The sequence below is a fragment of the Enterobacter ludwigii genome (genome assembly GCF_001750725.1).
Classification (GTDB): Bacteria; Pseudomonadota; Gammaproteobacteria; order Enterobacterales; family Enterobacteriaceae; genus Enterobacter; species Enterobacter ludwigii.
The window spans coordinates 3,074,421-3,092,647 of the sequence record NZ_CP017279.1; the positions used below are offsets into that span (position 1 = coordinate 3,074,421).

11 protein-coding genes, 2 tRNA genes, 3 rRNA genes and 1 riboswitch are annotated in these 18,227 nt (G+C 54.2%); of the genes, 3 read left to right on the forward strand and 13 right to left on the reverse strand.

Annotated features, from left to right (window positions below):
• Positions 1-117: 117 nt before the first annotated feature.
• The 7 genes from rrf to btuB all read right to left on the reverse strand — a co-directional run bounded on the left by rrf (position 118) and on the right by btuB (position 8,208).
• A 5S ribosomal RNA gene (rrf, locus tag BH714_RS14460) occupies positions 118-233 on the reverse strand.
• A gap of 64 nt (positions 234-297) precedes the next feature.
• Positions 298-3,201: ribosomal RNA gene (locus BH714_RS14465) — 23S ribosomal RNA — on the reverse strand.
• 180 nt (positions 3,202-3,381) lie between these two features.
• Positions 3,382-3,457 (reverse strand) — tRNA-Ala (locus tag BH714_RS14470).
• Positions 3,458-3,495: 38 nt separating this feature from the next.
• Positions 3,496-3,572 (reverse strand) — tRNA-Ile (locus BH714_RS14475).
• A 70-nt stretch (positions 3,573-3,642) separates the two neighbouring features.
• Positions 3,643-5,182 (reverse strand): 16S ribosomal RNA (locus tag BH714_RS14480).
• Together the 16S, 23S and 5S rRNA genes with 2 tRNA genes alongside form the textbook arrangement of a ribosomal RNA operon.
• 382 nt (positions 5,183-5,564) lie before the next feature.
• Positions 5,565-6,416 (reverse strand): glutamate racemase, encoded by an 852-nt coding sequence (gene murI, locus BH714_RS14490; RefSeq protein WP_020883936.1) that lies wholly within the window; start codon positions 6,414-6,416, stop codon positions 5,565-5,567.
• Positions 6,361-8,208, reverse strand: coding sequence for a TonB-dependent vitamin B12 receptor BtuB (gene btuB / locus BH714_RS14495; RefSeq protein ID WP_020883937.1), 1,848 nt, complete (start codon positions 8,206-8,208; stop codon positions 6,361-6,363). Before btuB ends, murI begins: the two co-directional genes overlap by 56 nt.
• 66 nt (positions 8,209-8,274) lie before the next feature.
• Positions 8,275-8,450: riboswitch (cobalamin riboswitch) on the reverse strand.
• Between the two features lie 104 nt (positions 8,451-8,554).
• Between btuB and trmA the strand changes: the two genes are divergently transcribed.
• Positions 8,555-9,655 (forward strand): tRNA (uridine(54)-C5)-methyltransferase TrmA, encoded by a 1,101-nt coding sequence (gene trmA / locus BH714_RS14500; RefSeq protein ID WP_032679233.1) that lies wholly within the window; start codon positions 8,555-8,557, stop codon positions 9,653-9,655.
• A 41-nt stretch (positions 9,656-9,696) separates the two neighbouring features.
• Here the strand turns inward: trmA and BH714_RS14505 are convergent, their stop codons facing one another.
• Positions 9,697-10,056 carry a YijD family membrane protein gene (locus tag BH714_RS14505; protein WP_025202767.1) on the reverse strand — a complete coding sequence of 120 codons (360 nt, stop codon included), beginning with the start codon at positions 10,054-10,056 and terminating at the stop codon, positions 9,697-9,699.
• A 9-nt stretch (positions 10,057-10,065) separates the two neighbouring features.
• A complete protein-coding gene (gene fabR / locus BH714_RS14510) occupies positions 10,066-10,704 on the reverse strand; it encodes an HTH-type transcriptional repressor FabR (RefSeq protein WP_008501784.1) in 639 nt (212 codons plus the stop codon).
• Positions 10,705-10,900: 196 nt separating this feature from the next.
• On the opposite strand from fabR, the gene sthA reads away from it, so the two are divergent.
• On the forward strand, positions 10,901-12,301 hold the full coding sequence (gene sthA, locus BH714_RS14515; protein WP_014172175.1) for a Si-specific NAD(P)(+) transhydrogenase: 1,401 nt from the start codon (positions 10,901-10,903) through the stop codon (positions 12,299-12,301).
• Here the strand turns inward: sthA and oxyR are convergent.
• The 4 genes from oxyR to argC form a co-directional block, all read right to left on the reverse strand.
• Positions 12,284-13,201, reverse strand: a complete 918-nt coding sequence (oxyR, locus tag BH714_RS14520; protein WP_040018276.1) for a DNA-binding transcriptional regulator OxyR — start codon at positions 13,199-13,201, stop codon at positions 12,284-12,286. The two genes, sthA and oxyR, sit on opposite strands and share 18 nt — an antisense overlap.
• Positions 13,202-13,526: 325 nt before the next feature.
• Positions 13,527-14,900, reverse strand: a complete 1,374-nt coding sequence (gene argH / locus BH714_RS14525; RefSeq protein ID WP_014172177.1) for an argininosuccinate lyase — start codon at positions 14,898-14,900, stop codon at positions 13,527-13,529.
• 78 nt (positions 14,901-14,978) lie between these two features.
• Entirely contained in the window at positions 14,979-15,755 is a 777-nt protein-coding gene (gene argB, locus BH714_RS14530) for an acetylglutamate kinase (RefSeq protein WP_086462987.1), read from the reverse strand.
• A 6-nt stretch (positions 15,756-15,761) separates the two neighbouring features.
• Entirely contained in the window at positions 15,762-16,766 is a 1,005-nt protein-coding gene (argC, locus tag BH714_RS14535; protein WP_040018278.1) for an N-acetyl-gamma-glutamyl-phosphate reductase, read from the reverse strand.
• A gap of 88 nt (positions 16,767-16,854) precedes the next feature.
• Here argC and argE point away from each other — a divergent pair, with 88 nt between their 5' ends.
• Positions 16,855-18,006, forward strand: a complete 1,152-nt coding sequence (gene argE / locus BH714_RS14540; RefSeq protein WP_020883942.1) for an acetylornithine deacetylase — start codon at positions 16,855-16,857, stop codon at positions 18,004-18,006.
• The last annotated feature ends 221 nt before the right edge of the window (positions 18,007-18,227 follow it).

The window sequence follows — 18,227 nt, forward strand, 5'->3', positions numbered from 1 at the left end:
AAAAACCGGGATAGTTTACCGTATATACGGGGGGATAGGTGATTAGTTTAGAGCAACGAGGAAGGGATAAAAACGCAAAAAGGCCATCCTTTCGGATGGCCTCTTCACTTATTTGATGCCTGGCAGTTCCCTACTCTCACATGGGGAGACCCCACACTACCATCGGCGCTACGGCGTTTCACTTCTGAGTTCGGCATGGGGTCAGGTGGGACCACCGCGCTAAAGCCGCCAGGCAAATTCTGTTAATCTGTATCAGCTGAAAATCGTCTCTCATCGCCAAAACATCTTCGGCGTTGTAAGGTTAAGCCTCACGGTTCATTAGTATCGGTTAGCTCAACGCATCGCTGCGCTTACACACCCGACCTATCAACGTCGTAGTCTTCAACGTTCCTTCAGGAGACTTAAAGTCTCAGGGAGAACTCATCTCGGGGCAAGTTTCGTGCTTAGATGCTTTCAGCACTTATCTCTTCCGCATTTAGCTACCGGGCAGTGCCATTGGCATGACAACCCGAACACCAGTGATGCGTCCACTCCGGTCCTCTCGTACTAGGAGCAGCCCCCCTCAATTCTCCAGCGCCCACGGCAGATAGGGACCGAACTGTCTCACGACGTTCTAAACCCAGCTCGCGTACCACTTTAAATGGCGAACAGCCATACCCTTGGGACCTACTTCAGCCCCAGGATGTGATGAGCCGACATCGAGGTGCCAAACACCGCCGTCGATATGAACTCTTGGGCGGTATCAGCCTGTTATCCCCGGAGTACCTTTTATCCGTTGAGCGATGGCCCTTCCATTCAGAACCACCGGATCACTATGACCTGCTTTCGCACCTGCTCGAGCCGTCACTCTCGCAGTCAAGCTAGCTTATGCCATTGCACTAACCTCCTGATGTCCGACCAGGATTAGCTAACCTTCGTGCTCCTCCGTTACTCTTTGGGAGGAGACCGCCCCAGTCAAACTACCCACCAGACACTGTCCGCAACCCGGATTACGGGTCTACGTTAGAACACCAGCCATTAAAGGGTGGTATTTCAAGGTTGGCTCCACGCAGACTGGCGTCCACGCTTCAAAGCCTCCCACCTATCCTACACATCAAGGACCAGTGTTCAGTGTCAAGCTATAGTAAAGGTTCACGGGGTCTTTCCGTCTTGCCGCGGGTACACTGCATCTTCACAGCGAGTTCAATTTCACTGAGTCTCGGGTGGAGACAGCCTGGCCATCATTACGCCATTCGTGCAGGTCGGAACTTACCCGACAAGGAATTTCGCTACCTTAGGACCGTTATAGTTACGGCCGCCGTTTACCGGGGCTTCGATCAAGAGCTTCGCGTTACCGCTAACCCCATCAATTAACCTTCCGGCACCGGGCAGGCGTCACACCGTATACGTCCACTTTCGTGTTTGCACAGTGCTGTGTTTTTAATAAACAGTTGCAGCCAGCTGGTATCTTCGACTGATTTCAGCTCCACCCGCAGGGGCTTCACCTACATATCAGCGTGCCTTCTCCCGAAGTTACGGCACCATTTTGCCTAGTTCCTTCACCCGAGTTCTCTCAAGCGCCTTGGTATTCTCTACCTGACCACCTGTGTCGGTTTGGGGTACGATTTGATGTTACCTGATGCTTAGAGGCTTTTCCTGGAAGCAGGGCATTTGTTACTTCAGCACCGTAGTGCCTCGTCATCACACCTCAGCGTTAACAAGGAACCGGATTTACCTGGAACCTCCGCCTACATGCTTAAACCGGGACAACCGTCGCCCGGCTAACATAGCCTTCTCCGTCCCCCCTTCGCAGTAACACCAAGTACAGGAATATTAACCTGTTTCCCATCGACTACGCCTTTCGGCCTCGCCTTAGGGGTCGACTCACCCTGCCCCGATTAACGTTGGACAGGAACCCTTGGTCTTCCGGCGAGCGGGCTTTCACCCGCTTTATCGTTACTTATGTCAGCATTCGCACTTCTGATACCTCCAGCACCCCTCACAGGACACCTTCAACGGCTTACAGAACGCTCCCCTACCCAACAACGCATAAGCGTCGCTGCCGCAGCTTCGGTGCATGGTTTAGCCCCGTTACATCTTCCGCGCAGGCCGACTCGACCAGTGAGCTATTACGCTTTCTTTAAATGATGGCTGCTTCTAAGCCAACATCCTGGCTGTCTGTGCCTTCCCACATCGTTTCCCACTTAACCATGACTTTGGGACCTTAGCTGGCGGTCTGGGTTGTTTCCCTCTTCACGACGGACGTTAGCACCCGCCGTGTGTCTCCCGTGATAACATTCTTCGGTATTCGTAGTTTGCATCGGGTTGGTAAGCCGGGATGGCCCCCTAGCCGAAACAGTGCTCTACCCCCGAAGATGAATTCACGAGGCGCTACCTAAATAGCTTTCGGGGAGAACCAGCTATCTCCCGGTTTGATTGGCCTTTCACCCCAGCCACAAGTCATCCGCTAATTTTTCAACATTAGTCGGTTCGGTCCTCCAGTTAGTGTTACCCAACCTTCAACCTGCCCATGGCTAGATCACCGGGTTTCGGGTCTATACCCTGCAACTTAACGCCCAGTTAAGACTCGGTTTCCCTTCGGCTCCCCTATACGGTTAACCTTGCTACAGAATATAAGTCGCTGACCCATTATACAAAAGGTACGCAGTCACCCCATAAAGAGGCTCCCACTGCTTGTACGTACACGGTTTCAGGTTCTTTTTCACTCCCCTCGCCGGGGTTCTTTTCGCCTTTCCCTCACGGTACTGGTTCACTATCGGTCAGTCAGGAGTATTTAGCCTTGGAGGATGGTCCCCCCATATTCAGACAGGATACCACGTGTCCCGCCCTACTCTTCGAGTTCACAGCCTGTGTGCTTTCGTGTACGGGACTTTCACCCTGTACCGTGCGACTTTCCAGACGCTTCCACTAACACACAAGCTGATTCAGACTCTGGGCTGCTCCCCGTTCGCTCGCCGCTACTGGGGGAATCTCGGTTGATTTCTTTTCCTCGGGGTACTTAGATGTTTCAGTTCCCCCGGTTCGCCTCGTTAACCTATGTATTCAGTTAACGATAGTGTGTCGGAACACACTGGGTTTCCCCATTCGGACATCGCCGGGTCAAAGGTTCATATCACCTCGCCGGCGCTTTTCGCAGATTAGCACGTCCTTCATCGCCTCTGACTGCCAGGGCATCCACCGTGTACGCTTAGTCGCTTAACCTCACAACCCGAAGATGTTTCTTTCGATTCATCACCGGTTTGCGAAAATTTGAGAGACTCGAACACACATAACATGTGTGTCGTTTCAATTTTCAGCTTGATCCAGATTTTTAAAGAGCAAAACTTCGCAGTGCACCTTTTCAGGTTCACTCTGAAGTTTTCTTGTTTTCGCAGTAAAAGATGGTGGAGCTATGCGGGATCGAACCGCAGACCTCCTGCGTGCAAAGCAGGCGCTCTCCCAGCTGAGCTATAGCCCCATCGTATGACCAACCTCTTCAAATCTGCATGACAGATTTGGTAGGCCTGAGTGGACTTGAACCACCGACCTCACCCTTATCAGGGGTGCGCTCTAACCACCTGAGCTACAAGCCTGTAGAGGTTTTTTACTGCTGTTTTTCATCAGACAATCTGTGTGAGCACTACAAAGGCAGGTTCTTTAAGGTAAGGAGGTGATCCAACCGCAGGTTCCCCTACGGTTACCTTGTTACGACTTCACCCCAGTCATGAATCACAAAGTGGTAAGCGCCCTCCCGAAGGTTAAGCTACCTACTTCTTTTGCAACCCACTCCCATGGTGTGACGGGCGGTGTGTACAAGGCCCGGGAACGTATTCACCGTAGCATTCTGATCTACGATTACTAGCGATTCCGACTTCATGGAGTCGAGTTGCAGACTCCAATCCGGACTACGACGCACTTTATGAGGTCCGCTTGCTCTCGCGAGTTCGCTTCTCTTTGTATGCGCCATTGTAGCACGTGTGTAGCCCTACTCGTAAGGGCCATGATGACTTGACGTCATCCCCACCTTCCTCCAGTTTATCACTGGCAGTCTCCTTTGAGTTCCCGGCCGGACCGCTGGCAACAAAGGATAAGGGTTGCGCTCGTTGCGGGACTTAACCCAACATTTCACAACACGAGCTGACGACAGCCATGCAGCACCTGTCTCAGAGTTCCCGAAGGCACCAATCCATCTCTGGAAAGTTCTCTGGATGTCAAGAGTAGGTAAGGTTCTTCGCGTTGCATCGAATTAAACCACATGCTCCACCGCTTGTGCGGGCCCCCGTCAATTCATTTGAGTTTTAACCTTGCGGCCGTACTCCCCAGGCGGTCGACTTAACGCGTTAGCTCCGGAAGCCACGCCTCAAGGGCACAACCTCCAAGTCGACATCGTTTACGGCGTGGACTACCAGGGTATCTAATCCTGTTTGCTCCCCACGCTTTCGCACCTGAGCGTCAGTCTTTGTCCAGGGGGCCGCCTTCGCCACCGGTATTCCTCCAGATCTCTACGCATTTCACCGCTACACCTGGAATTCTACCCCCCTCTACAAGACTCTAGCCTGCCAGTTTCGAATGCAGTTCCCAGGTTGAGCCCGGGGATTTCACATCCGACTTGACAGACCGCCTGCGTGCGCTTTACGCCCAGTAATTCCGATTAACGCTTGCACCCTCCGTATTACCGCGGCTGCTGGCACGGAGTTAGCCGGTGCTTCTTCTGCGGGTAACGTCAATTGCTGTGGTTATTAACCACAACACCTTCCTCCCCGCTGAAAGTACTTTACAACCCGAAGGCCTTCTTCATACACGCGGCATGGCTGCATCAGGCTTGCGCCCATTGTGCAATATTCCCCACTGCTGCCTCCCGTAGGAGTCTGGACCGTGTCTCAGTTCCAGTGTGGCTGGTCATCCTCTCAGACCAGCTAGGGATCGTCGCCTAGGTGAGCCGTTACCCCACCTACTAGCTAATCCCATCTGGGCACATCTGATGGCAAGAGGCCCGAAGGTCCCCCTCTTTGGTCTTGCGACGTTATGCGGTATTAGCTACCGTTTCCAGTAGTTATCCCCCTCCATCAGGCAGTTTCCCAGACATTACTCACCCGTCCGCCACTCGTCACCCGAGAGCAAGCTCTCTGTGCTACCGTTCGACTTGCATGTGTTAGGCCTGCCGCCAGCGTTCAATCTGAGCCATGATCAAACTCTTCAATTTAAGTTTGATGCTCGTGAATTAAACTTCGTAATGAATTACGTATGTTCACTCAGAGACTTGGTATTCATTTAGTGTCCGAAGACATTAAGAATCCATGTCACTTTGAGTGCCCACACAGATTGTCTGATAAATTGTTAAAGAGCAGTTGCGACGCGGCTTACAGCTCACCGTCGCGAGGTCACGTATATTACGTTTTCCTCATTCAGAGTCAAGCATTTATTTTTGCTTTTCTCTGTTGGTGTTCATCTCTGAACCCGCCAACCCGGCGGCGTGTGTGCCGTTGTTCCGTGTCAGTGGAGGCGCATTATAGGGAGTTCTCAGACGTTGACAACCCCTCTTTTAAAAAAAACGTTCAACCGTCTCTTTTTTGCTCAAAATCGTGCTACAGCGCCAGTTTTTCGAGCGTTTCAAAGCCATAACGGCGTAAAACGGGCAAAAGTTGCTCGGTCTCGTTGGTGATGGCCATACAAAAAGCGATGTTTGCATCGGCAGATTTTGCATCCGGGGCTTCATGTTCCAGCAACCAGGCCGTACGTCGGGCTATAGCCGCCCCCGAATCCACCAGCCGCGTGCCCTCAGGCAGAACTTCTAATAACTCTTCCTGTAATAGAGGGAAATGGGTACACCCCAGCACAACGGTGTCCGGTGGCTCCGGCATCCGCAGCCACGGGCGGAGAATACGGCGCAACTCTTCGAGCGGCACTGCCTTTCCGTGCAGCTTCGCTTCGGCGATCTCGACCAGTTCCGCCGAACCGAGCATCGCAATCTGGCATTCGTTGGCAAAGCGGTCGATTAACTCGCGCGTATAAGGTCGCTTCACCGTGCCTCGCGTTGCCAGTAAACCAACAATGCCATTTGCCGTCAGACGTGCGGCAGGCTTTATTGCAGGAACAACGCCCACAACCGGGAACTGGAATTTTTCGCGCAATGCAGGAAGCGATACTGTACTGGCCGTGTTACAGGCGATGACCGCCAGCGAGAGGGGATAACGCTTTTGTACCGCGGTGACGATTTCAACCACACGCTCAACAATAAAGTCTTCACTCTTTTCCCCATACGGGAACGCGACGTTATCAAAGGCGTAAATGTAATGGAGATCCGGCAGGAGATGTCGGATCTCATCATAGACCGAAAGCCCACCGACGCCGGAATCAAATACCAGCACGGTGGGACGCGGATTAGAAGGTGTAGCTGCCAGACAAGGTGTATTCCCGTCCTGCAGTTTGGTAGCCATAAACTGTCTCGTAATCTTTATCGAACAGGTTGGCTATTTTACCACGAACTGTAAGGTGAGAGGTGACAGGATATGAAACTGCGACATCCCACAGGCTTACGCCGCCCATTTTCACCTTTTCAGACGGGTAGGTACCAAAGTCAGTGTCGTAACGTGTTCCCAGGTAGTGATAAGTCAGGCTCCAGTCGAATTCATAGACCTGCGTATCAAGCTGATACTTCACCTGCTGCTTAGCCCGGCGATCCAATAGCTGGTTTGTTGCCGCATTGCGTGCATCCACGTAATCGTAACCGACCGTATGAGTCAGTGGACCTGTATCAAAGGACGCTGTGGCTTCAACCCCTTTAATACGCGCCTTGCCTACGTTGTAGTATTCCTGAAGGTTGTTATTAAAGTCGATCAGGTTATCAACGTCATTGCGATAGGCCGATACGCGCCAGTTTACGCCAGCCGTCAGGCCTTCGAACGCGCCTTCCCACTGTTTACTCTCCTCAGGATCAAGATGGTCGTTGCCATAGAAACCATACAGCTGCCCGAGGTTGGGTGCTTTATAGGCAGTGCCATACGAGGCAATGAATCGATAACCTTCAATGAACTCCCAGCCCGCACTGCTCTGCCAGGTGCCATGGCGACCAAACTGAGAGTTATCGTCGCTACGCGCTGCCCCTTCCAGGGTAAAGTCGCCAAACTGCTGCAGCGCAGTCAGGTAGACGCCGGTGTTACGCAGGTCATAGCCGTTTGTGACATAGCTTGTTCCTGGTTCGGTGCTCTGCTTCTGCCAGTCGACACCTGCGCCAATATTGCCATGGCCCACCTCAACGGAGTTAGTCCACTGCACGTTGTACTGTTTGATCTCATCCAGCGTGGCATTGGAATCATAACGTCCCAGATGCGGGTCGTAGTTATAATCTTTGCTGTGGCTGTAGCTGGTGAGAAGTTGTGAATGGACGATGTCATTATTAAAGCGCAGTCCAGCGTCCCAGGTCTGGCTATAGAGCTGGCGAGTATCAACCAAAACATCAGGCGTAAATGAACTGTAATAGCCGTCATAGGCGGTACGGTTGCTGTAGCCATAGCCGCGAACGAACCCGCTCCACTGATCAGAGAAAGCATGCTCCAGCGCACCGTAGAGGGTTTTATTCATAAAGCCGTCACGATCGGTCTGGGCCAGACCACCGTTGTTGCCATCCGCGACCACGTCAAAGCCTTTGGTATAGGTATAATCACCCGCCAGCGTCACGCGCGTGCTGTCACCCAGGGTTTGCTGAGTGCTGCCGCCGTAATTTTGGTAGCCATGCGAGCCTACGCCCGCATTCAACGTCGTGCCGTCCTTCGCGCGGGTAGTAATAATGTTCACTACGCCACCAATCGCATCAGAACCATAGACTGCAGAGCGTGGCCCGCGAATATATTCAATGCGCTGCACCAGGGCGATCGGGAACTGACTGAGATCGGACGACCCCGTTACCCCAGCCTGGTTAAGACGGATCCCGTCGACAAGAATAAGAACATGACTGGAATTAGTTCCCCGAATAAAAAGAGAGGAAAGTTGCCCCATTCCGCCGTTTTGGGCGGTATCCACGCCAGGCAAGCGACGCATAACGTCAATGACGGTGTTTGCCTGCCAGCGATCAATATCCTCGCGCGTCACCACAGACGTTGGTGCAAGAACGGTATTAACAGGTTGCTCAAAACGGTTTGCTGTCACCACCAACGAGTCGGCGCTATCCTGCGCCCAGCCCGAAAATGCCGTGACGGACAACGCCGTCAACAGCGATACTTTTTTAATCATTGTTAAAGCATCCACAATATAAGAAGGATGCCGCAGGCTTCATCTATAGCACGCGATGACGAAACCAAATGCGACGTGATCCCGGCAGGTCTTCGGGCTAGGTGGCGTTTTGCGGATGAAGACTTCCCATTTTCACAGTGTCTACAATTCTCATCCCGCCAGTCTTTACCGCTGCGCGTCAGCTCCAGATTTTCACTGGATTCCCTTTTCACTCTCAGGAGACCGGAAACAGAATGCTACAATTAGACACGTATAGATGTCCAGATAGCTATTGGCCATTAAATCTGGACATCCACTGCACAATCCCTACAATCCCCGCGTAATTCTTTATCACTCAGGACGCATCATGACCCCCGAACACCTCCCAACAGAACAGTACGACGCACAGCTGGCAGAGAAAGTTGTCCGCCTGCAAAGTATGATGACGCCTTTCAACGCGCCCGTTCCTGAGGTGTTCCGCTCGCCCGTTAGCCACTACCGCATGCGTGCGGAGTTCCGCATCTGGCACGACGGTGACGACCTGTACCACATCATTTTTGATCAGCAGACAAAGTCCCGCATTCGGGTCGACAGCTTCCCGGCGGCGAGTGAACTCATCAACCAGCTCATGACGCTGATGATCGACGGCGTACGCAACAACCCTGTGCTGCGCCACAAGCTGTTCCAGATTGATTATCTGACCACACAAAGCAACCAGGCGATTGTCTCTCTGCTGTATCACAAAGCGCTGAATGACGAATGGCGCGAGCAGGCAGAAGCGCTGCGCGATGCCCTGCGCGCGCAGAACATCAACGTTCACCTGATTGGTCGTGCAACAAAAACCAAAATCATGCTGGATCAGGATTTCATCGACGAACGTCTGTCGGTGGCGGGAAAAGAGATGGTGTACCGCCAGGTTGAGAACAGCTTTACCCAGCCAAACGCGGCAATGAACGTACAGATGCTGGACTGGGCGCTGAAGGCGACCGAAGGGTCAAAGGGCGATCTGCTAGAGCTGTACTGCGGGAACGGCAACTTCTCCCTGGCGCTGGCGCGTAACTTTGAGCGCGTCCTGGCGACGGAGATTGCCAAGCCGTCCGTTGCCGCTGCACAGTACAACATTGCCGCCAATCACATCGACAATGTGCAGATCATCCGTATGTCTGCAGAAGAGTTCACGCAGGCCATGAATGGCGTACGCCAGTTTAATCGCCTGGAGGGGATCGATCTAAAGAGCTACCAGTGTGAGACGATTTTTGTCGATCCGCCGCGCAGTGGCCTGGACAGCGAAACCGAGAAGATGGTGCAGGCGTACCCGCGTATTTTGTACATTTCCTGTAACCCGGAAACGCTGTGCAAGAATCTCGAAACATTAAGCCAGACGCACAATGTTGAACGTCTGGCTCTCTTCGATCAGTTCCCGTATACGCACCATATGGAGTGCGGCGTACTTCTTACCGCGAAGTAACGTGATGGCAGGCAGGTCAACCTGCCTGCAACCCCACTCTCTTACTCCGGCAGCTCGTGCTTGCGGCTACGCATGCGCGAGCCAATCCAGAACACCAGTACCACGGAAAGTACCGCCGGCAGGAAGTTAGAACCGATATCCGGATACTCTGCACGCACCACGGTGCTATACAGCAACACGCCAAGAATAAAGCAGGCCGCGGCCAGCCCAGGCAACCCGACCGGCATGGTGCGGTTCAGGTAACGCTGATGCAGACAATACACCGTCAGCACCAGCGCAATGAGCGGGAAAATAGAAAATGGAACGATCGAGCTGAACACAGCCGCAAACGTGCCATTAATTGATAAGCCAGCGATCAATGCCAGCAACAGCGTACCCTTATCCTGACCTGACTGTTTCATTACTCACCTTCACTCTTCGGTTTGATGTGCCAGTTTCTCTTGTTCACGGCGATACCAGTAGTACGCGCCTTTGGAGATCATCCTGAGCTGTAATACCAGTCGCTCTTCGAGCTGCTTGCGTTGTTCGATGCTGACATCCAGCGCTTCGGCACCCGCGCTGAAAACAATCGTCACCATCGCCTCAGCCTGTGCTTCAGTGAACGCACGCGGCATATGGTTTTCGAGTTCAAGATAGTCGGCAAGTTCCGCGATAAAATGCTGAATTTCACGCGCCACAGCGGCACGGAACGCGGCTGATGTTCCGGAACGTTCCCGCAACAGCAGGCGAAACGCGTTGGGGTTATTGCCAATAAATTCCATAAAGGTCGACACAGAGGTGCGGATCACGCTCCCCCCTTTAGCGATACGCTGCCGCGCCTGGCGCATAAGCTGACGCAGCATCAGCCCGCTCTCGTCGACCATGGTCAGACCCAGTTCATCCACATCACGGAAATGACGATAGAAGGACGTTGGCGCAATCCCGGCCTCGCGCGCAACTTCACGCAGGCTTAAACTGGCAAAACTACGCTCGGCACTCAGTTGACTGAATGCGGCTTCCACCAGCGAACGCCGGGTTTTCTCTTTTTGTTGTGCTCTTACGCCCATCACGATAGTTGAATCCTTCCAAAGGCCTGATGGCACTATACCAGAGAATAAAATTAATCTGTTTGCCTGGCTTTGTGAATGATTGTTTACGTACGGTTTGTGCTCCACTGCCGGAAAAAAGCACAACGATAATTGGGTTACTCGGGCAATGATGTTATGATTCTGTTGCTTTTATGTATAAGAACAGGTAAGCCTTACCATGCCACATTCCTACGATTACGACGCAATTGTGATAGGTTCCGGCCCCGGCGGCGAAGGCGCTGCTATGGGACTGGTGAAACAGGGAGCCAGAGTAGCGGTGATAGAGCGCTACCATAACGTTGGCGGCGGTTGCACCCATTGGGGCACCATCCCTTCCAAAGCCCTCCGCCATGCCGTTAGCCGCATTATTGAATTTAACCAGAACCCTCTTTACAGCGACCACTCCCGACTTCTTCGTTCCTCCTTTGCTGACATCCTGAATCATGCGGATACCGTTATTAACCAGCAGACGCGGATGCGCCAGGGGTTTTATGAGCGTAACCACTGTGAAATTTTGCAGGGCAATGCGCACTTTGTTGATGAACACACCCTGGCACTCGAATGCCACGACGGATCGGTCGAAACCATCACGGCGGAAAAATTTGTCATCGCCTGTGGTTCACGCCCGTACCATCCGGCAGACGTGGACTTCTCCCACCCGCGCATTTACGACAGCGATTCCATCCTGAGCCTGCACCACGAACCCCGTCATGTGATTATCTATGGCGCAGGGGTGATTGGCTGCGAATATGCGTCGATCTTCCGGGGCATGGACGTGAAAGTTGACCTGATCAACACCCGCGACCGCCTGCTGGCCTTCCTCGATCAGGAAATGTCAGACTCGCTCTCTTACCACTTCTGGAACAGCGGCGTGGTGATTCGCCACAACGAAGAGTACGAGAAAATTGAAGGCTGCGACGACGGTGTGATCATGCATCTGAAATCGGGTAAGAAGCTGAAAGCAGACTGCCTGCTGTACGCCAACGGCCGTACCGGTAACACCGATTCTCTGGCTCTGGAAAATATCGGGCTCGAAACCGACAGCCGCGGTCAGCTGAAGGTGAACAGCATGTACCAGACAGCCCTGCCGCATGTGTATGCCGTCGGTGATGTTATCGGTTATCCAAGCCTGGCTTCTGCAGCATACGATCAGGGACGCATCGCGGCGCAGGCGCTGGTGAAAGGCGAAGCGACGGCACATCTGATCGAAGATATTCCGACAGGTATTTATACCATCCCGGAAATCAGCTCCGTCGGGAAAACCGAGCAGCAGCTGACGTCAATGAAGGTGCCTTACGAGGTGGGTCGCGCACAGTTTAAACATCTGGCGAGGGCGCAAATCGTGGGAATGAGCGTGGGTACGCTGAAGATCCTGTTCCATCGCGAGACGAAAGAGATCCTCGGTATTCACTGCTTCGGTGAACGCGCGGCGGAGATTATTCATATCGGCCAGGCGATAATGGAGCAAAAAGGTGGTGGTAACACCATCGAGTACTTCGTTAACACCACCTTCAACTACCCGACCATGGCGGAAGCCTATCGGGTCGCGGCACTGAACGGTTTAAACCGCCTGTTTTAACGCATTGTCAAAATGGCCATCCATCGAACTACGGATGGCCTCTGCCAGCTGCTCATAGCGGCTGCGCAGCGGTGAACCCGGACGATAAACCAGACCAATGGTACGACGTGGCTCTGGTTTAATGCATGGCAGATAAACCACGCCGTCACGTTTACGTTCGTGCGGCACGGCCAGTGCCGGCAGCAATGTGATCCCACTGCCCGCCGCCACCATATTACGCAGCGTTTCAAGGCTGGTTGCGCGGAAATGGGTATCCTCGTCAGCACCCGCTTCGAAGCAGAAGCCCATCGCCTGATCGCGCAGGCAGTGACCATCTTCCAGCATCAGCAGCTTTTCACCGGCCAGATCGGCCATCGGCACGCGATCGCGGTTCGCCCACGGGTGATCTTCATAGATCGCCAGCATCATGGGCTCATCAAACAGCGGCACTTCGATAAAAGCTTCGCTCTCTTTGACCAGCGCCAGAATGGCACAGTCGAGCTTGCCGCTGTCTAACTGCGCCAGCAGCTGATGGGTTTGCGCTTCATGCAGATACATTTCGAGTTTCGGGAACGTCTGATGCAGCATTGGAATGATGTGCGGCAACAGGTACGGGCCAACGGTTGGGATCAGGCCAATATGCAACGGGCCGGACATCGCCTCCCCCTGCTGGCTTGCCATTTCCTTGAGCACTTTGACCTCGCGCAGCACGGTGCGCGCCTGATCCACCAGCAGCAGACCTGCCTGGGTGAACAGTACCTTACGACTGGTGCGCTCCAGCAGCATCACGCCCAGCTCGTCTTCCAGCTTGCGGATCTGGCCGCTCAGGGTAGGCTGGCTGACGTGGCAGGAATCTGCCGCGCGGCGAAAATGGCGGTGCTCGGCTAGCGCTACCAGGTATTCAAGATCACGAATATTCATTATTCATCCTCCGTCGCCACGATAGTTCATGGCGATAGATAGCATAGCAACGAACGATTATCCCTATCAAGCATTCTGTTGAATAATACACCACATAGACGAGGCGGCACGTGTTTGACCCTTGACGTCCCCGCACCGTCAGCGAGTTTCTCTCAAAACTCGAACAACTAAAGCCAACGTGAACTTTTGCGGACCCCGTGGTCCGCTTTTTTTTGCGTAAAAAAGGCCGGGGATAAAAGCAAAATGGCAACCGAAGTTGCCATTTTTAGTGTTTACTCCCTCTCCCCGTGGGAGAGGGCGGGGTAAGGGCACCAGCCCGCACTCATCAAACCAGCCGGTTTTTCGCATCCGCAATCGCCTGCGCGACCTGCTTCGGTGACACGCCGCCTTTCGCTGCACGCTTATCCAGACAAGACTGCAACGCCAGAATCGGATACACATCATCACCGATAACAGCACTGAATTTCTGCAGGTCGGTCAGCGGCAACGCTTCCAGCGCCTTACCCTGACGAATGGCTTCAACCACCGCTTCACCGACAATGTGGTGCGCTTCACGGAACGGTACGCCTTTCGCCACCAGGTAATCGGCAAGCTCGGTCGAGTTTGCATAGCCCTGCTGCGCCGCTTCCTGACAACGCGGGCGTTTCACCTGAATGCCATCCAGCACCAGCGCGCCCATATGCAGGCAGTCCAGCCAGGTATCGAGCGCGTCGAACAGCCCTTCTTTGTCTTCCTGCATATCTTTGTTATACGCCAGCGGCAGCCCTTTCAGGGTCATCATCATGCCGGTCAGCGCGCCCTGCACACGGCCACACTTACCGCGGATAAGCTCCAGCGCATCCGGGTTTTTCTTCTGTGGCATCAGGGAGGAGCCTGACGTCACGCGGTCAGACAGCTCAACAAACCCGGCTTCACCGGAGTTGAAGAAAATCAGGTCTTCAGCAAAGCGCGACAGATGCACCATGCCGATAGACGCATTGGAAAGCAGCTCCAGCACGTGATCACGGTCAGAGACGCTGTCCAGGCTGTTACGGGTGGCTGAAGCAAAGCCCAGCCAGCCTGCCAGCTGGTCACGGTCGATTTCATAGGCCGTCCCTGCCAGCGCACCGCTGCCCAGCGGGCTCACGTCCAGACGCTTCAGGGTATCCTGCAGACGGCTTTCATCACGCGCCAGCATCTCAACGTAGGCCAGACACCAGTGCGCAAAGGTTACCGGCTGCGCGCGCTGCAGGTGGGTATAACCCGGCATCACCGCGTCCTGGTTGTTCTGCGCGGTTTCCACCAGCGCGCCCTGCAGCTGACGGTTGGCTGCCAGCAGTTCACCAACGGTATCTTTACACCACAATTTCAGATCAGTCGCGACCTGGTCGTTACGGCTACGCCCGGTATGCAGTTTTTTACCCAGCTGGCCGACTTTATCGATGAGTTTCCCTTCCACCCAGCTGTGAATATCTTCCGCATCGCTGGCGAGGATCTGCTGCGGGTCCAGACGCACCTCTTCCAGCAGGTTATTCAGCGCCTCTTCCAGCTGCAGCTGTTCGTCTGCGGTCAGAACGCCCACGGTGACCAGCGCTTTGGACCAGGCCACAGAGCCGACGATATCCTGCTCGGCCAGGCGGTAGTCGAAGCGCAAAGAGTCGTTGAACTGTTTGAACCGTTGATCCGCTGCCTGTGTAAAACGCCCACCCCAAAGTGCCATAACATGCTTCCTTAATATCTTTGAATTTCATTGCCCGGCTGCGCTGCGCTGACCGGGCCTGCAGAATCGGTAAATTGCTTACGCCAGAATACGCGTGCCAATCGGCGTGCCGTTAAACAACGCCGGGAGTTGCTCCGCGTGGCGCCAGGAGGCGATGTCCACCGGACGTCCGAGCGTACGCGCGGCATCCAGCGCCGCATTGACTTTGACGATCATGCCGTCGGTAATAATGCCCTGCTCGATAAGCTGTTCGGCTTTCGCTGCGGTCATTTCCGCAATACGCTGGCCTTTGCCGTCGAGAATACCGCTTACGTCAGAGAGCAGAATCAGGTCCGCGCCCAGCGTAGCCGCCAGAGCCGTTGCCGCCTGGTCTGCATTGACGTTCATCAGCTCGCCCTCTTCGGTCACCCCGATAGAGCTCACCACCGGCAGGAATCCTCCTTCCAGCAGCATGTTAATCAGCTTAGGCGAACCAGGCTGTGCCAGTCCAACGTGTCCGAGCTCTTCGTCGAGCTGGGTCACTTTTACGCTGTCACCATCGCCCAGGCACAGGCCGACAGAGGCGATATGGTGTTTCTTCGCCCACGCCAGCAGCGTTTTGTTCGCCGTCCCCGCCAGGGCACCGGTTATAATGTCAATCTGGTCAGCAGGCGTGACGCGCAGGCCATTTTTCTTTTTCACCGGCAGGTTGAGCCCTTTCATCAGCTCATCAACCACGCAGCCGCCACCGTGCACAATCACCAGCGGACGTTGGTGTGATTCGCGATAGTTCACCAGCGCGGTAAAAAGACGCTCCAGCGCTTCTTCGCTGTCCAGCAGTACACCACCGAGTTTGATAATTAATGGGTTCATCATCACACCTTAAATAAGAGCCTGGGTTTCCGGGAAACCGAAACGAATATTTGCACACTGCATTGCCTGTGCGGCAGCGCCTTTGAGTAAGTTATCTTCCGCAGCCACCACAATCAGGTGCTCACCCTGCACGGCAAAACCGATGTCGCAGAATGGCAGGCCAACCACGTTTTTCAGCGCCGGCACGCCTTTGTCGTACAGACGCACCAGCGGTTTGTCCGCATAGGCCTGCGTAAAGGCTTCGCTCACCTGTTCGTGGGTCACTCCGGGTTTCAGGCGGCAGGTGATGGTTTCGAGGATCCCACGCGGGAAGCTGCCCAGATGCGGCGTGAAGATGACATCCGCACCCAGATGCGTCGTGATTTCAGGGTGATGGCGGTGATTGAACACGCCATACGGCTGAAGGCTCACTTCGCAGAAGCTGTTGGCAATAGCGGCTTTACGCCCCGCGCCGCTGACACCACTGGTGGCGTTGATCACCGGCCACTGGTTCAGATCCAGCAGGTCTGCGTCGATCAGCGGCTTCAGAGAAAGCTGTGCCGCCGTCGGATAACAGCCCGGCACGGCAACCAGATCCGCTTCTTTCAGTTTATCTGTGCTCCACTCCGCCAGGCCGTAAACCGCTTTTTCCAGCAGTTCAGGGTGTTGATGGGTGAAACCGTAATATTTTTCGTAGAACGCGCAGTCATTCACACGGAAGGCGCCGGAGAGGTCGAACACCACACAGCCGGCCGCCAGACAGTGCGGAACCAGGTCGTGGCTGACTTCGTGTGCGGTAGCTAAAAACACCACGTCAACGCCGTCGGTGAACGCGCGGATGTCAGACATTGGCTGCAGCGGCAGATCAACAATGCCTTTAAGTTGCGGATGCAAATCGGAAATTAACTTTCCTGCATCATTGCTTTGCGCTGACACGGTCAAAGCGGTTATGGTCATATGAGGATGGCGATTCACGTAGCTTACAAGCTCTGCGCCCGCATAACCGCTAGCGCCTACAATCAGCGTATTCAACATCGGGTTCCTTTATGCTCAACGTTAATGTATTTTTATTCACATTTATTGCATGAATATTGATACTATCACGACCTAAGGTGTGTCAACAATGAAAATGAACTTACCGCCATTTATCGAGATTTACCGCGCCCTGATTGCCACACCCTCCATCAGTGCGACCGAAGAAGCGCTGGATCAGAGCAATGAGTCTTTAATCAATCTGCTGGCAGGTTGGTTTAGCGATATTGGGTTTAACGTTGAGGTTCAGCCCGTCCCCGGAACACGCCATAAATTTAACCTGCTCGCCAGTACCGGACAGGGTGCCGGCGGCCTGCTGCTGGCCGGTCATACCGATACCGTACCCTTTGACGATGGCCGCTGGACACGCGATCCGTTCACCCTGACCGAGCATGACAACAAGCTTTACGGTCTGGGCACCGCCGACATGAAAGGCTTTTTTGCTTTTATCCTCGATGCGCTGCGTGACGTGGACGTGACAACGCTGAAGAAACCGCTCTACATTCTGGCCACTGCCGATGAAGAGACCAGCATGGCCGGGGCGCGCTACTTCTCTGAAAACACCTCGATTCGCCCGGATTGCGCCATTATTGGTGAACCAACGTCACTGCAGCCAATCCGCGCCCACAAAGGCCATATCTCCACGGCGGTGCGCGTGCTGGGCCAGTCAGGCCACTCCAGCGATCCGGCGCGCGGCGTCAACGCCATCGAACTGATGCACGACGCCATCGGCCGCATCATGCAGTTGCGCGACTCGCTGAAAGAGCGTTATCACTACGACGCATTCACCGTGCCTTACCCGACGCTGAACCTCGGCAGCCTGCACGGTGGCGATGCATCCAACCGTATCTGCGCCTGCTGCGAACTGCATATGGATATCCGTCCGCTGCCGGGCATGACGCTGAGCGATCTCGACGGCCTGTTGACCGAAGCGCTGGCGCCGGTCAGCGAGCGCTGGCCGGGCCGCCTGACGGTCTCCGAGCTTCATCCGCCGATCCCTGGCTACGAATGTCCGCCGGATCATCAACTGGTTGAAGTCGTGGAAAAGCTGCTCGGCGAGAAAACCGACGTGGTGAACTATTGCACCGAAGCACCGTTTATTCAGACCCTGTGTCCTACGCTGGTGCTTGGCCCGGGTTCCATCAACCAGGCTCACCAGCCGGATGAATATCTGGAAACGCGCTTTATCAAACCGACCCGTGAACTGATTACTCAGGTCGTGCATCACTTCTGCTGGCATTAAAATGCCCCTGAGGGTTCCCTCTCCCGGTGGGAGAGGGTCAGGGTAAGGGCAACAAATCCCGCGATCTTCGTCACATTCCCATAAGCATCTCTTATCTGACGCAAAGCGAATTAAATTTCGTAAATTACCCACATTTATTCGTTTGCTGAACCGTTTTCGCAGCAATTGACGACGGGGGTTTTACGTGGCTTTATAAAGGGAGATGACAAAATATTGTCCAA

What these genes read in the sequence shown, in the direction of transcription:
- sthA (WP_014172175.1), top strand. Translation starts at nt 10,901, where the DNA reads ATGCCACATTCCTACGATTACGACGCAATTGTGATAGGTTCCGGCCCC.
- btuB (WP_020883937.1), bottom strand. Translation starts at nt 8,208, where the DNA reads ATGATTAAAAAAGTATCGCTGTTGACGGCGTTGTCCGTCACGGCATTT.
- argH (WP_014172177.1), bottom strand. Translation starts at nt 14,900, where the DNA reads ATGGCACTTTGGGGTGGGCGTTTTACACAGGCAGCGGATCAACGGTTC.
- oxyR (WP_040018276.1), bottom strand. Translation starts at nt 13,201, where the DNA reads ATGAATATTCGTGATCTTGAATACCTGGTAGCGCTAGCCGAGCACCGC.
- argB (WP_086462987.1), bottom strand. Translation starts at nt 15,755, where the DNA reads ATGATGAACCCATTAATTATCAAACTCGGTGGTGTACTGCTGGACAGC.
- trmA (WP_032679233.1), top strand. Translation starts at nt 8,555, where the DNA reads ATGACCCCCGAACACCTCCCAACAGAACAGTACGACGCACAGCTGGCA.
- murI (WP_020883936.1), bottom strand. Translation starts at nt 6,416, where the DNA reads ATGGCTACCAAACTGCAGGACGGGAATACACCTTGTCTGGCAGCTACA.
- BH714_RS14505 (WP_025202767.1), bottom strand. Translation starts at nt 10,056, where the DNA reads ATGAAACAGTCAGGTCAGGATAAGGGTACGCTGTTGCTGGCATTGATC.
- argC (WP_040018278.1), bottom strand. Translation starts at nt 16,766, where the DNA reads ATGTTGAATACGCTGATTGTAGGCGCTAGCGGTTATGCGGGCGCAGAG.
- argE (WP_020883942.1), top strand. Translation starts at nt 16,855, where the DNA reads ATGAAAATGAACTTACCGCCATTTATCGAGATTTACCGCGCCCTGATT.